Origin of the sequence: Tolypothrix tenuis PCC 7101 (assembly GCF_963874875.1) — a bacterium.
Classification (GTDB): Bacteria; Cyanobacteriota; Cyanobacteriia; order Cyanobacteriales; family Nostocaceae; genus Aulosira; species Aulosira tenue.
This window is the reverse complement of record NZ_CAWNJS010000001.1, coordinates 6,574,323-6,590,252: the sequence shown is the minus strand read 5'-3', so window position 1 is coordinate 6,590,252 and position 15,930 is coordinate 6,574,323. Positions and strand designations below refer to the sequence as shown.

Below are 15,930 nucleotides of genomic sequence, written 5' to 3'. Positions count from 1 at the left end.
CTCCCGCAGGAGAAGGGGAACTAAATCTCTTGCTCCCCTCTCCTGGTGGGAGAGGGGCTGGGGGTGAGGGCGAAACCTTGCAACCAAGCTGGTTTCACGTTAAGTTGACACCAATGGGCAGTGCCTTGGCCTCTAGAATATATTGATGTATCGCAAACATTATTTGAATTGGTATAATTTATTTTCTGGAAGTCCCTAAAATAAATTCAAAATTCAAAATTCAAAATTGTATTAATTTAATGGCAGATGAATCACAAATTCTGTACCTTGACTGGGAGAAGAATTACACTCAAGAGTTCCACCGTGTTTTTCGGTAATAATTTGCTGACTGATAGATAATCCTAAACCTGTACCTTTACCTTCAGGCTTAGTAGTAAAGAAAGGGTTAAAAAGTAGCTGCTGTACTTCTTGTGACATCCCCAATCCATTATCTACAATTCTAATTACTGCACATTCATCTTCTACTGTTGTTTGAATATGAATCATGTTAGGTTGTTGCTCTAAATCTTGATAATTTTTACCTTCATTAGCTTCTTCTAAAGCATCAATAGCATTTGCCAATAAATTCATAAATACTTGATTGAGTTGTCCCTGGTAACAGGGAACTTTTGGTAAATCACTATAGTTTTTCACCACTTGAATTGCGGGACGATTAGCTTTAGCTTTCAGCCGATGTTGCAGAATCATTAATGTGGTGTCTATACCTTTGTGGATATCACTCAGCTTTCTTTGCCCATGATCGTTGCGAGAATAATTCCGCAAAGATTGCATAATATCTTTGATGCGATCGCTTCCTAGCTGCATGGAACCAATCATCTTTGGCAAATCTTTTAGTAAATAATCTATCTCAATGTTGGTTCCGTGTTCCTGAATCACACTCGGCGGATTTGGGTAGTGCTGCTGGTATAAATTTAAGTGAGTAATCAAATCTGCAATGTACTGTTCCGCATAGGAGAGACTACCACTGATGAAGCCCACAGGATTGTTGACTTCGTGAGCAACACCAGCTACTAATTGTCCTAAAGAAGATATTTTTTCAGTCTGTACGAGTTGCGCTTGGGTACGTTGGAGTTTTTCGAGGGATTGTTGCAGTTGTTGGGATTTTTCTTGTTCGCGTGCGTAGAGGCTAGCGTTTTCAATGGCGATCGCAGCTTGGGTTGACAACAGCTTGAGAATTTCTAGGCGATCGCTAGTAAAGGCATCGGTAGTTAAGTTATTCTCTAGGTAAATGATGCCAATCAATTTACCTTGATACAAAATTGGTGTACATAGCACCGATTGTGGTTGATGTTGAAGAATGTAAGGATCGGCGCTAGCAATACTTGCTTGGCTAGCATTACCTAAAATTAAAGCTTGCTGGGTTCTAGCAACATAATTAATTAAAGAAATAGGGACATCATCGCTACTTTCTACAGGCGTAGATTGGGTGATAATTACAGAATCCTTTTGTTCTTTATCAATAGCTTTTATCAGTAACTGACCTTCTTGTTCTAAAATTAAACAACCTTTTTGGGATGCGACATTTTCTAATAAAATGTGCAGCAGCTTTTTCAGGAGATGATCAAGAATAATTTCGCTGGAAATGGCTTCTGCTGCTTTCATCACCGTTGCCCAGTCTAGGATATTGTTAGTGCTGTGAAGATTATTTGTAGTTCTAACTATGTTCTGGTGAGTTGTGATTGATGTTAAGCAATCATCAATGATTCCTTGATGATTTTTAGCCCTAGCTTGAGTTCGAGGAATCAAATCAGCATAGCGTTTTTCTAAGTCTGTTACCTTAGCGATCGCTCCCCATTGAATGTAACCATAATAAGCCTCTGTCATAAAAGTTTTGGCGATTTTAGTTTTACCTAGTTCTAAGTAAAACAATGCAGCACGTTCATTTGCCAAAGACTCTTCTTGAATATAATTATTTTCAGCAGCGCCAGTAATAGCAATATCGTACAAGTTCATTGCTGCTAAAACTTGTCCTTGAACTCGCGCGATTTCTGCTGCTACTAAATCATATTTATGTTGAAAATTACATGGTGCATATTCTGCCCAATGCTTGAGCTTTTGTTGATTTATCTCTACTTGTGCTAATATTTGCTGTTGTTGCTCTACTTCTATATTTTTATAGTTAGCTAATAGCGCCAAAGAATAGTAGAAGTAATAAACAGAAGCCAACATAATTCCTAAAGTTGCTCTTTGATAAGGAGCAGCTTTTTCACTATAATTAATCGCCTGTTCATATTCTGCAAAAATATACAGAATCATTACCTTAGCAATATAAGCTGCAAACAGTCCTTGATAGTACTTAGGTTGCTCAAACCAAGGAACAATATTTTCCTCAGTAAAAATCTCTCCGTTTAAATAATAAGGTTTCTCAACTGCACCCTGAAGATTGACAACTAATTGTCCCCAAATCTTGGCATATCTCATATAAGGCTGCTGCTTGAGTTTTCGCAGTAGCTCAATATATTCCTTTTGGCGCTGGTTAACTAATTCTAAGTTTTCTCCTGAGAGAAATAGCTGCGTACAATAAGCAATTACAGTTAAACCAGCATGAGCAATATTGCCAACTTCTAAGCCGCTATGAATACCTTTAATTAAGGGATTAAATGTAGATTTTATATGTTCCTTGCCAGGTAAAGCATAGGTACTAACTACCATGTAAACTTTAACTTCTAATTCTTTGGCAGGATATTGTGCTAATAAACTAAAGGCAATTTGTCCTGAGTGATAAGCAGCAGCCGGATCGCCAATAATCGATTGTAAAAATGCGCTATAAGCACCATAAACATAAGATGCTAATGGTGAATGTCCATGTTCTAGACATAGATTCACCATTGTTAAAACTATTTGGGGATAAATATCGGGTGCAGATTGATAAGCAGCTGCAGAAATTTTGCTGAGAATGCGAATACTGGCTAAATGACATGGATCTGTCATTTCTGGGAAAGTCGCTAAATCTGACAGCATTGGGAGTTGCGGTAAACTGTGGCGATCGCCTGTATATTTAACTAAAGCAATTCCTAACATTTCTACTGCTTGTATCCCAACTTTCACGCCTTGAAATTGTTGAGACTGAGCAATATTCATGTCTATTATCAGTTCATAAACTTTGACTAAATCGAGTAAATTAGCTGCTTGTTGAATTACAATATCTGATAAATTTTTAGCTATATCAAAGTTAGTAATTAAATACTCGGCTTCTGCGCCTTCAACATAAGTATCCAAAGCCAAATTATATTGAGATTGCCAACAATCTTCAGCTAACAATCCTCTGGCTATTCGCAGATAAATTACCGCAGGTTCATGGGCTGCAGCAGCTTTAGCTTTATGTCCAGCAGTTAAATTTAATTGCGCTAATTCATCTTTTTGTGACTGTGTAGTAAAAAGTTCTATGGCATAATTAAATTGATTGACAATATCAAAAATCTGAGATTCAATTTCGGCTTTTGATTTGCTTTGCAGCAGTAATTGACCAATTTTAAAGTGAGTGGCTTGCTTCTGCGATTCTAAAATTAGTGAATATGCTGCTTGTTGTACGCGATCGTGTAAAAAACGGTAGGTAATTTGCGAATTATCAAACCCCATCATCTCCAACTCTTCATCGGCAAATAATAGGGGGATGCTGTATTCATTACTCAAAGGCAAAATTAATCCCGCCTGTAAAGCGGGTTCCAAAGCAGCAGCAACCAGGAGCGATCGCTGTTCGCTGACTGTGGCTAAAATATTTAAACTGAAGCGCGCACCAATACAAGCGGCTAATTTTAGAGTATTTTGAGTAGCGGCTGGTAACTTGGCAATATTACCCGCTAGCAACTCCACGACACTTTTATCTGCTATTCCCGTAGCTTGAATTTGTTGTAAATCCCATTGCCAACAATTTTGAGTAAAATCAAACTTGAGTAGTTGATCGTGGTGTAAGGTTTTTAAGAGTTGGGTGAAGAAGAAGGGATTTCCTTGGGTTTTATTGAAGAGTAATTCTACTAAAGCTAGGTTATTTTTTCCGTCATTTAAAGTATCTGATAAAATTTGCTGTACATGATTTAAACCCAAGGGATACAGCACAATATTATTGATGATGGTTCCGGCTTGGGAAATTTCCTCTAAGGTTTTATTTAAAGGATGGCTAGCAGTTACTTCATTATCTCGATATGCGCCAATTAGTAGCAGATATTGAGCATCTGAGTTAGTCATCAACACTTGAATGAAATCAAGAGAAGCAGAATCAGCCCACTGTAAATCATCCAAAAATATGACTAGAGGATGTTCTTTTTGGGTAAAAACTTGAATAAAAGCTTGAAATACCTGATTGAATCGGTTTTGCGCTTCTTTTAAACCTAACTGCGGTACTAAAGGCTGTTTGCCAATAATCCGTTCAACTTCAGGAATAACATCAATAATTACTTGTCCGTTATTATTCAAAGCTGACAGCAACTTTTGTTTCCAAAGTTCTAATTGAGCATTAGTTTCTGTCAGTAACTGTTGTATTAGACTTTGTAACGCCTGAATTAAAGAAGCATAAGGAATATTCCGCTGAAACTGATCGAACTTACCACGGATAAAATAACCCCGTTGGCGAACAATTGGCTTGTGAACTTCGTTAACTAAAGATGATTTCCCAATCCCCGAGTAACCAGACACCAGCACCAATTCAATTGGCGATTGTGATGCTGCTACCCGCTCAAACGCAGATAGTAGCATAGATACTTCTGTTTCCCGTCCGTAGAGTTTTTGGGGAATGAGCAGATTGGCTGTGCGATCGCGTTCTCCAGGGATAAAGTTGGATATTATCCCCTGAGTCTTGAGTTGCTCTAAACATAATTCTAAATCTGCCAATAGCCCAGCCGCAGTTTGATAGCGGTCTTCAGCATTTTTCGCCATCAGTTTGGCGACAATTGCTGCTAAGGCTTGGGGTACTTCTGAGTTCAACTGCTGAATAGGCGTTGCTTGCTTGGCAATATGGTAGTGAATTAACTCTAAGGGATCGTTGCTTTGAAATGGTAGTTGTGCTGTGAGTATTTCGTAAAATGTCACTCCCAATGAATAAAAATCGCTGCGGTAATCGACAGAACGATTCATGCGTCCTGTTTGTTCTGGCGACATATACGCCAGAGTCCCTTCCATGTGGTTGGGATTGGTGATTTGGGGAGTTTCCTTATCCAACCGGGAAGCGATACCGAAGTCGGTGAGTTTCACCTGCTGGGATTGAGGATTGATGATGATGTTCGCAGGTTTAATATCTTTGTGGACGATGTGCTGTTGATGTAGAGAGTCTAATGTTCTCGCTAATGCAACTGCAATGTTGAGGAAACAGAGAAGAGAAGGTTTTTCTGTGGAAAGCCATTGTTTAAGACTAATACCGCCAAAGTCTTCGCAAACCAGAACTAAACGATGTTCGTAGTTTTCGATGCTATCAACTTTAACCACACCTTCTAAATTTAAATTTTCGCGAATTTTATATTCTTGTTTGAGTCGAAAAATCTCTTCGAGGCTAGGGTTGTCAGCTTTCAGTACTTTGAGAATTACTGGTTGTTGGTTCTTCTGGGAAGTTCCCTTGTAAAGAATGGTGTCTATCCCCTCATGGACAACTTCTGTGATTTCATACCCTAGAATCCCGAACAATGGCGACACAATATTTTCCCTGCTGATATCATGATTTTTATATTTCTAGATTTCCCGTGGAAGCGGGATAAATAACGATAGAAGTAAAAAATATAAATTATAGGAATTACGCAAGTTTCACATTGTTTTTCTTTTAGGCTGTCAAGAGTCAAGAGTCAAAAGTCAAAAAAACCTGAATTTTTGACCCTTGACCCTTGACTGTTGACTCTTAAATCAGAAGATGTGTGTACCAGTTGCGTAAATCCTGAATTAGTCTGCCAATTACCCAATAAGTTTAATAGCTCAACAATAAACCTTCTCCGCCAATAAACCTATTTTTAAAATTTCTATGCTATACCTGTAGCGAAATTATGTTGATTATCAGGAAGTATTGCATAGATATGACAGAGCTAAAAAACTTCAGCAATCTTTACATTTTTGGTGATAGTTATTCAGATATTGGCAATGCTTTCAATATTACTGGAGGGATTCTAGCCGCACCACCTAACTATCATGGGCGATTTTCTAATGGTCTGCTGTGGATTGATTATCTCGCAGAAAGTTTAAAATTAAGCATACAACCAAGTACAGAAAATAGCTCAAGCAATCACGGGATCAATTTTGCTGTTGGAGGCGCAACCACAGGTACGGAAAATTTATTTCCGGCTGTGATTCCCGATTTACCAGATTTACCAGGATTGCAACAACAAATAGATTCATATATCAGCCGCAAGCCACATATTCAGCCGAATGCACTATATATTATCTGGGCTGGCGCTGCGGATTATGCGCCATTTGTAAATGGTATTCCCAAATATAGTGACACTATTACTAGTATCGCCAATATTTCTACTGCAATACACAATTTAACTGCATCAGGTGCCAGAAATATTTTATTAGTTAATATTATTGATATTGGTAAAACACCTCTAGCACCAGAAGTTAATCAGATTACAAGTTCCCATTTAGTGAGTCAATTAGTAGAGAAACATAACGCATCTTTACAAGAAATTGCCTATACTTTTGAAGACAAAATTAATTTAATGTTGTTCGATGTCAAGTCTATTGTGGATGATGCGATCGCACATCCGCAAAAATTTGGTTTCACAAACACAACTCAAGCTAGCTCCCTTGTAGAATCTAGCAATCCAGATGAATATGTATTTTGGGATCAAGTACATTTCACAACCAAGACCAATAAATTAATCGCGGATGCAGCTTTAGCTATCTTATCCAAGCGCTAAATTTCAAATGGTTCAATTTCGCGATCGCACCATCGCCGCTGATACCATTCAGCGACCAAAGGCCGGACAATAAATTTAGGCTGGCCTTCGCCTTTAACATCAATTCGCAAACAAGAATAAGGTCTGTGTTTGTTGGAACCCTGGCCGCTGCGTCCAATGAACAGTTGCGATCGCGTTTCCATAGATCTAGTTTACCAAGATGCAAATCATCTCAATTTCTCACTCACCAATTCATCAGATACCGTATCTCACAGCTGCTCCTGGCGGTGTTGGTGTAATTGCAAGAAATTTACCAATTTTATCAGCAAAAGTTGATTCTCTACCGAATAATTTAGAGGCAATTATTGTTACTAGCGATTTGCAAGGAGTTGACCCCAAAAATCAACAACTGCTTGCTTATCTACTCTTAGAAGAATTAGAAATATTGGCAGAAATCGGCAAAATACCTTCATTAAAAAATACAGGGATGATCTTCGCAGGTGATTTGTATGCAGAAGTCAATAGGCGCGGTGGAGTAGTGGGTGATGTTCGAGAAATTTGGTTAGCTTTTAATCGGAGATTTCGTTGGGTGGCTGGTGTTGCAGGAAATCACGATAGTTTCGGTAGTACACCATTAGAAATGCAAATTTTTCAGCAGACTCGGAATATTTACTATCTTGATGGTGAAATGAAAATAAATGGTGCGCTTAGTCTAGCCGGAATTTCTGGGATTATTGGCAAAAAAGGCAAACCTTTTAGGCGGACAGAAAAAGAATTTCTGAGAACAATTAGGGAATTGCTGAAGCGATCACCAGATATTTTGATATTACATGAAGGGCCAAACGATCCACAAGGTAATTTGGTTGGACAAGAATCTATTCGCCGTGAGTTAGAAACAATAAATCTCACAAATCATTTATTAGCGATCTGCGGTCATTCTTATTGGAAAGTGCCCATGATTGTGTTAGAAAATGGTATCCAAGTTATCAAAGTGGATGGGCGTGTAATCGTAATTCAGGCGCAGAAATAATCTCAATGTTTGAATTAGATTTCAAACGGCTCAATTTCGCGATCGCACCATTGCCTCTGATACCATTCAGCCACCAAAGGACGGACAATAAATTTAGGCTGGCCATCGCCTTTGACATCAATTCGCAAACAAGAATAAGGTCTGTGTTTGTTGAAACCCTGGCCGCTACGTCCGATGAAAAGTTGCGATCGCGCTACTAATTTCTCGCCATCCGCCATTATTTCCCGCACCTCCGGCCCTTCTTCCCGTTGGCGACGCAAACTAAAACCGCTACCACCGCAAACAATCCAGGGAATATGGGAATCAGCGTGTCCGGTGTCTGCGGTTTGCAGATATTCTAGACAATGGGCGTGACCGTTAATAACTAAATCTACTAAAGGACGGCCTTCTGTTAGGGAACCTAATTTTTCAGCAACTGCATCTAACACCCCACGCAACCGGGTACGCACTGCTAAAGTTTGCGCTTGTTGCCATTTTGTCGCCTCAGTCACGTAGGAGGGATGATGAAAATAAATTATCCTGCCGCGCACTTCTTTGTTGTGCCAAGATTCAATTAGCTTTTGCCTTAGCCAGTCTAGCTGTTCAATATCAGTCAGTACTATTTTGTTACTGTCTAACTGCTTTTCAATATCAACAATAATTTCCTCAATTTGGGTAAGTTTAACCTGTAAATCGTCTAATTGTTCTGCATCCTTGGGGTTACTGGGACTTAGTAGCGCTGAGGTGGCTGTAATTTGCTGCTTTTCTTGTTCTAAGCTAGCGCGGCGTTTCTCTAAAATTCTGCGATCGCTATTGCCTTCTTGAGTATTAGGCAGTGGTGGCGGATCGTTAAATGTATTAGAATCCAGTGCAAAGAAATCTATGCCACCATAGCGAAACGTATAATAACGATTTGGCAAGCGAGTAAAGCTTCCCGGCTGGTAAGAGAGACAGCGCCCGCTATCTGTATTTGCAGTGTAATATTTATCCAAATGATTAGCTAAATCTACCGGAGATTGGATACCGCAGAGATAATCTAAAAATGCTCGGGCGTAGGCTTCACCCGTCCCTGAACCATACAAACCTACATCTAAATCCAGCCGCGATTTTAACAAGCGCCGAATGGGTAATGTAGTCACCGAAGCTATACCAAATAAAATTGGCAGATTATAGTAATCATGATTTCCCGGTACAGGTAAAATCGGCAACTGAAAAACCATTTTGTCATAGGGAATCTTCTTCGGCTGTTCTCCCCCGACCAGAAACTCCTGGTAAGGCTGGATAAAGTTTTGTTGATAGTACTCCCTCGACCCCACCAAATAAATCACATCGCCAGTATGCAACATGAAACGACATTGATCATGGTGGGGTAACATCAATTCCGCCACCCGCCTTTGGGGATCATGTCCCTTATGCGTTCCCGAACCACTATCACCCACAACCAAAAACGAAAATTCCCCATCATCTGCGTGACCATCATCCAGAACCAAGCGAGTTTGGTCAATCCCGCGTTCCAAAATCAACGGGTCTTGCCATTTTACCCGTTGCTGCATCTTACTAATTTTTTTTGCGATCGCTGGATCAGAAACTAGTTTCAATAGAATTTACTCCTCAAGTGGGCATGGGGCATTGGGCATGGGGCATTGGGCATGGGGCATTGGGTAATGGGTAATGGGTAATTGGTAATGGGTAATTGGTAATGGGTAATTGGTGTTTGGGGTTTGTCATTAATTATTTCTCCCCTGCTCCCTGCTCCCTGCCCCCTTGCTTTTCCCAATCCCCAGTCCCCAGTCCCCAGTCCCCAGTCCCCAATCCCCTAATCTCCCGATTCTTTCATCTCAATTACCAAATTGGGTAGTCCATCTAACTTCTCAACTGGTACTTCTTCCTCTACTTGGGGGACAAAAAGCGTCAAACCGCCGGGGACGCATTTGACTTCAATGGGGGTTGTGCCGATGATTTCGCCATCTAAGACTACTTTTTGTGGTGGTTCTGTGGTGATTTTAAATTGTTTGGCGCGGAGGTAGCCAATGTCATCGCGTTCCACTGGATGACCTGCTGAAGCAGTTTGAAAGAGGTGATATGTAGCTGCGATCGCACCTGCTTTATTCACTGGCGCTACAATCGTTAAATCCAGTAATCCATCATCATAAATAATCCCGGCTGGCCCTTGCGCTAACACGGAAGTCGGCGGTGCAGCATTGGCTACTGTGACAGCCGCCGCAGTCGTTTTAATTATCTTGTCTTCTGTCTCAATTTCCACATCAAAACTTTCTAACTCCCGCAATTGCTGAAGTCCCGCGAGAACATAGGCCATAATTCCAAAGCGATTTTTGGCTTCTCTATCTGCCTTTTCTACGGTTTCCGCTTCAAAACCCACACCTACCAGCAACACCATTGGCAAATCGTTACAGTAGGCTATATCTACATTCCGAGTCGCGCCTTGCAAAATATTCTCACAAGCGGCTTCAATAGTGTCAGCGATGCCTAAAGCTGTGGCAAAGGCGTTCGCTGTCCCTCGTGAAATAATCCCTAAGGGAATCCCCGTATTGACTACAGCCGCCGCCGCCGCCGAGAGAGTCCCATCACCCCCCGAAGCAATAATTTCATCTACACCACGCGCCACTGCTTCCTGCGCCAGTTTATCAGCACCAATTTCTTCGGTAGTGAAGTAAACATCTAAATCTATTTCTGGTTCTAGTAATGCACGAATTTGATTGAGTTCTTGTTCTGAGTCTCCCTGACCAGCAACAGGATTAAAAATAAGACAGGCGGAACGCTTCATATAAATGAAAATTTAATAACTAATCTCATTAAAATATCAAAATTATTCATAACATACCTATAAAATTCTCACTTCCTCCTGACGACAGGTTGCGGATTTAAAGAATTGGGGGAAAGGGTAAAGGGGAAAAGGGATTGAATTTATATTAGATATTTAGTGCTGTAGGATGCGTTAGCGACAGCGTAACGCATCTATCTATGTATCTTTTCACAAATCAAATACACATCATCATATATCTCTATATTTTCATATTCTAGCCTTCTTGTAATAGATTCCGAAAAACCGCATACTCAAAATGTAGATATCTGCCAGTTTAGCCTAATTTTTAGGCTTATCCCGTGCAAATTGCATAATGAGCGATTATAATCAAACTCGGAAAATCCTGCTTTTATCCGCAAATCCCAGAGATACCAATCCCTTGCGGTTGGGTGAAGAGATGCGCGAAATTAAGGAAGGATTGAAAAGGTCAAAGAATCGTGACCAATATTTCATAGCTACAGCAGAAGCAGTACGTTACAGAGATATACACAGAGCTATTTTAGAATACGAACCGCAGATTATTCACTTTTCTGGGCATGGAACTGGAGAAGAAGGTTTAGTATTTGAAGATGAATCCGGTCAAATTAAATTAGTTGATGCGGAAGCTTTAGCTGGGTTATTTCAATTATTTGCTGACCAAGTAGAATGTGTTGTACTCAATGCCTGTTTTTCTCAATATCAAGCTGGGGAAATTGCACAATATATTAATTATGTTGTAGGCATGAGTCAGAGAATTGGTGATAAAGCAGCTATTGAATTTGCCGTAGGTTTTTATGATGCGCTAGGCGCAGATAAAGGTTATGAGTTTGCTTATAAATTAGGTTGTAGCTTGATTCGTGTAGCTGGAATAGCAGAAAATCTTACCCCTCAATTAATTACCAAATCAGATACAGCATTATTAAATGCTGCTACAGAGACAACAACAATATATGTAGAAAGACCGCCAATTGAGGCGAAATGTTATGAGGCAATTTTGCAACCTGGGGCATTAATTCGCATTAGGTCGCCGCAGAGAATGGGGAAAACATTGCTGTTAGAGAAAGTACTTAATTATGGGAGACAGCAAGGTTATCGAACAGCAAAGTTAGATTTAAAACTTGCTGATAGTGATATTTTGGCTGACGCAAAAACATTTTTACAATGGTTATGTGTTGATGTTGCCGATAGTCTGGAACTAGAACCGCAATTAGATAAATATTGGCAAGATGTTTTTGGATTAAATAAAAACTGTACTCGTTATTTACAAAAACATTTATTAGCTGCTAGCGATAGCCCTTTAATATTAGCGATCGATAATTTTGAGAGATTATTTGCATATCCAGATATTTTCCCCTCATTCTGTTTATTACTGCGGGGATGGTATGAAGCTGCTAAACAAGGAGATAAAATTGGTAATCTCTGGAAGAAACTGCGATTAGTTGTAGTTCATTCCACAGAATCATATCCTACTTTAGATACTAATCATTCACCATTTAATGTGGGATTACCAATTGAATTATCTGAATTTAATCTCCAACAAGTAGAATTTCTTGCCCAGCAGTATGAATTAGCAGATAAGTTAGGTACGCAAGCTTTAAGCGAATTGATGGCGTTAGTAAAAGGACACCCTGATTTAATCCAGCAAGCAGTCGCTTATCTGCAAAATCCCCAAGCTACTATAGAAGAAATTTTGCAGCTTGCGCCAACAGAACAGGGAATTTTTAGCGCCCATTTGCGACAGCAATTATGGCATTTACAACATAATTCTCAGCTTGAGTTAGGGTATAAACAAGTGGTAACGGCGAATGCACCCGTCAGGTTAGATACTGAGGTTGCATTCAAGTTACATAGTTTAGGATTGGTAAAACTTTCAGGTAATGATTGTGTTCCCAGTTATGAATTATATCGTCAGTATTTCGCAGTGCGTTTAGGGTAATATCAACTTAAACTCAATGCTTATCCCAACTCTATTTTGTAGGGTGTGTTACGCCGCAGGCTAACGCACCATCCGAGATTTTCTTAATTTTGTAAAATGTATTGTAACGCACTCTTACTCTTACCATTAGAGATTTTCGGTGCGTTAGGACTAAAGTCCATAACACACCCTACTACTCAATGCTGATCCCACTCTATTTTGTAGGGTGTGTTACGCCGCAGGCTAACGCACCATCCGAGATTTTCATAATTTTGTAAAATGTATTGTACTCCACTCTTACGCTTACCATTCGATATTTTCGGTGCGTTAGGACTAAAGTCCATAACGCACCCTACAAAAGCTAAATCCAATAACAAATGACAAATGACAAATGACCAATATATCTTCTCTGGAAGTTTACCGGAAAATGCCAGCACCTACGTTACACGCCAAGCTGACAGTGATTTGTATGCAGGATTAAAAGCGGGAAAGTTTTGTTATGTTTTGAACTCCCGACAAAGCGGAAAGTCTAGCTTGCGTGTGCGAACCATGCAAAGACTTAGAGAAGAAGGTGTACAATGTGCAGCAATTGACCTTTCGGCTGGGGGGATTCAAAATGTACCGCCGGAACAATGGTATGCAGATTTAATTGATAATTTAATTGAAACTTTTGACTTAGATGTAGATTTTGGTGATTGGTGGGAAGCTAATCAGTTAAATTCCCTGGTAACGAGATTTCGTAAGTTTTTAGAAGAAATATTACTTGTTGAAGTTCAAGAAAATATCGTTATTTTTATTGATGAGATTGATAGTGTACTCAGCCTAAAATTTCCCACTGATGATTTTTTTGCACTGATTCGCGCCTGTTATAACAAGCGAGTTGATAATCCTGAATATAATCGCCTGACTTTTTGTTTGTTGGGAGTTGCATCACCTAGCAATTTAATTGAGGATAAACAACGTACTCCGTTTAATATTGGTCAAGCTATCTCTTTGACTGGTTTTCAATTGCATGAAATTGAGCCATTAGCTAGGGGGATGTCAGGGAGATTTTCTCATCCTCAAGCAGTCATGGAGGAAATTTTATATTGGACAGGAGGACAACCATTTCTGACGCAAAAACTTTGTCAGTTGATGATTGAAGAATCTTTGCAAGACAATCCTCGCAATGTTGAGCAGGTAGTAAAATCGCGGATTATTGAAAATTGGGAATCGCAAGATGAGCCTGAACATTTACGCACAATTCAAGCTCGAATTTTGCGCGATGAACAACGCGCTGGATATTTACTAGAACTGTATCAGCAAATTAGATTGAGGGATGAGCAATCTGAGGTTACAGCCGATGATACTTTAGAGCAAAGTGAGTTACAGCTTTCAGGTTTGGTTTTTAGGCAGCAAAATAATTTAAGAGTTTATAATCCCATATATCAAGAAGTTTTTAATCAAAATTGGATAGACAATCAATTAAGAAATCTACGCCCATATTCAGAGAATTTCCGCTTTTGGGTAGCTTCTGAGGGAAAGGATACATCACGATTATTGCGGGGAAAGGCTTTAGAAGAAGCGGAAGCATGGGCGCGGGATAAGAGTTTAAGTTATCAAGATAGGCAGTTTTTAGCAGCGAGTAAAGAGCAAGAAATCCAAGAAGAGATTGCTGCTAAGGAACAAGAAGCTGCTTTGGAAAGAGAAAGACAGGATAGAGAAGCAGCAGAATATAGAAATAGTTTACTTAGTGAAGCTAACCGCAAAGCTAAACAACAAATTCGTAATGGATATATTATTTTAATTTTTACTGTATTAGTAGCAGCAATGTCAGTAATACTGGCAGAAAAGAAAGTCAAAGAAGCGCAAGAAAAACTTAAAGAAACATATACATATGTAGCTTATCCCCAACAGCTAAGAGAATTGGTAAGCAAATTACCCCCAAACTCAGAAGCAGCTGAGTTGATATCTGAACAAATAGATATTAAAATCAAAGATGCTCAAATTGAACAAGTATATCTTCATGCTGCTAAAGCATTAGCTTATCAAGAAGTCGAAGATTGGAAGTCAGCAGAAGAATCTATCAAACAAAGTATGAACTTCTTAAGGGGATGGAAACAGAATCAGGAGGAAATGGAGAGTAGAGAATCAAACAGTGAATTTTTGGAAATACAAATATTTGCTTTGAATGTTAAAGGCAAGTTGCTCAGTAAACAAAACAATACTCAAAATGCAATAGAAGCTTACAAAGAAGCGTTCAATATTCTTGAAAAAAATCCTAATATCATTTCTTTACAATCAACAATACCAAAAATTATTGACAGTAATGTTATTGAATCTGTTCATCAACATTTAATTGATATCCTTAATAAGGATGAGCAACTCAATAAGAGAGACAAAAAATTGAGAGAAAAGGTTGAACAATCTCTTACCCAATATTTATATGCTCAACTTGAATATTATTTAAAAGTTAAAAATTGGCAAGCAGCTGATTGGCAAACAGACCGACTCATGCTATATCTCTCTAAAAGAGAAGAACAAAGATTTTTAGAGATTGACAATATTAATAATTTTTCTTGTCCAGCCCTGAAAAAAATAGACCAGCTTTGGGTCGCTAATTCAGATAAACGTTTCGGCTTTAGTGTGCAAAAGGAAATATGGAATAAAAATTCAAAAAATTATATTTCCTTTGCCAAGGCAGTAGGATGGTATAATGAAAAAATCGGCGGAGAAAACTTGGAACTGCTGAGGCTTAGGGAAGTACTGAAGCTGATAAAAAAAAGTCCAGATAAGTATAGGGGGAGCTTACCTCATGGCAGATACTTTTCCCATACCCTCTATGAGTTTCATTCTCTTCTTTTGTTGCGACTTGAAAAGTGTAACATTTAAGGCTTTCAGAATTGTATAAATATTTCTTTCCTCCTCTTGTTTTACGTAATCATCAGCATTTTATAAATCCGATATCTGGCACTAGAGGTTAATCGCAGTTTGCGTGAATAAATTTTTCTGCTACCTCATGCACCTCTGTAGATTCTGTTACTCTCTGGTTGTCCCAAGGTAAACTCATCTGTCCCGGTGAAGACTTTTTGGGTTTAGCGCCCTTAATTACCGACGTTAAAAAGCGGCTACCCCAATAATTCCGTTTCTCTGGCTTTGCTTGCGGTCGATAGTTACAGCAGATTGCAAGTTGGTGAGGTACAGATAATTGTAAGGGCATGGCAGTGCCCTTACGTATCAACTTAAGCTAAGAGCTATATACGACGCGTGTTGTACAAATACCTCGCGCCCTCATCCCCTAACCCCTTCTCCCTCAGGGAGAAGGGGAATTGAATCTCTTGCTCCCATCTCCCTGAGGGAGAGGGGCTGGGGGTGAGGGCGAAACCTTGCAACCAAGCGGGTTTCAAGT

General features: G+C 39.4%; 8 protein-coding genes and 1 pseudogene. 4 read left to right on the top strand and 5 right to left on the bottom strand.

The window, feature by feature from the left end; all coding sequences use genetic code 11:
- Window positions 1–231: 231 nt before the first annotated feature.
- Window positions 232–5,622, bottom strand: coding sequence for a trifunctional serine/threonine-protein kinase/ATP-binding protein/sensor histidine kinase (locus AACU25_RS26010; protein ID WP_321206705.1), 5,391 nt, complete (start codon window positions 5,620–5,622; stop codon window positions 232–234).
- A 371-nt stretch (window positions 5,623–5,993) separates the two neighbouring features.
- Between AACU25_RS26010 and AACU25_RS26005 the strand changes: the two genes are divergently transcribed.
- Window positions 5,994–6,836 carry an SGNH/GDSL hydrolase family protein gene (locus tag AACU25_RS26005; protein ID WP_190445777.1) on the top strand — a complete coding sequence of 281 codons (843 nt, stop codon included), beginning with the start codon at window positions 5,994–5,996 and terminating at the stop codon, window positions 6,834–6,836.
- Here the strand turns inward: AACU25_RS26005 and AACU25_RS26000 are convergent.
- Window positions 6,833–7,009, bottom strand: a pseudogene (locus AACU25_RS26000) (metallophosphoesterase); the annotation flags it as partial. The gene AACU25_RS26005 and the pseudogene AACU25_RS26000 sit on opposite strands and share 4 nt — an antisense overlap.
- Before the next feature lie 26 nt (window positions 7,010–7,035).
- Here AACU25_RS26000 and AACU25_RS25995 point away from each other — a divergent pair.
- The gene (locus AACU25_RS25995) at window positions 7,036–7,845 is read left to right on the top strand and encodes a metallophosphoesterase family protein (RefSeq protein ID WP_096580617.1); all 810 of its coding nucleotides are present in this window, start codon (window positions 7,036–7,038) and stop codon (window positions 7,843–7,845) included.
- A gap of 14 nt (window positions 7,846–7,859) precedes the next feature.
- Here AACU25_RS25995 and AACU25_RS25990 read toward each other — a convergent pair whose 3' ends face one another.
- Together AACU25_RS25990 and AACU25_RS25985 are read right to left on the bottom strand one after the other, a co-directional pair.
- A complete protein-coding gene (locus tag AACU25_RS25990; RefSeq protein ID WP_096580615.1) occupies window positions 7,860–9,422 on the bottom strand; it encodes a metallophosphoesterase in 1,563 nt (520 codons plus the stop codon).
- Window positions 9,423–9,640: 218 nt separating this feature from the next.
- Window positions 9,641–10,609: a YegS/Rv2252/BmrU family lipid kinase gene (locus tag AACU25_RS25985; RefSeq protein WP_096580613.1), complete on the bottom strand. Its 969-nt coding sequence runs from the start codon at window positions 10,607–10,609 to the stop codon at window positions 9,641–9,643.
- Window positions 10,610–10,961: 352 nt separating this feature from the next.
- Here AACU25_RS25985 and AACU25_RS25980 point away from each other — a divergent pair, with 352 nt between their 5' ends.
- Together AACU25_RS25980 and AACU25_RS25975 are read left to right on the top strand one after the other, a co-directional pair.
- Window positions 10,962–12,563, top strand: coding sequence for an AAA-like domain-containing protein (locus AACU25_RS25980; RefSeq protein WP_190445776.1), 1,602 nt, complete (start codon window positions 10,962–10,964; stop codon window positions 12,561–12,563).
- Window positions 12,564–12,926: 363 nt separating this feature from the next.
- Window positions 12,927–15,413 (top strand): AAA-like domain-containing protein, encoded by a 2,487-nt coding sequence (locus AACU25_RS25975; RefSeq protein WP_096580609.1) that lies wholly within the window; start codon window positions 12,927–12,929, stop codon window positions 15,411–15,413.
- 88 nt (window positions 15,414–15,501) lie between these two features.
- Here the strand turns inward: AACU25_RS25975 and AACU25_RS25970 are convergent, their stop codons facing one another.
- Entirely contained in the window at window positions 15,502–15,741 is a 240-nt protein-coding gene (locus AACU25_RS25970) for a hypothetical protein (RefSeq protein ID WP_321206704.1), read from the bottom strand.
- Window positions 15,742–15,930 lie beyond the last annotated feature (189 nt).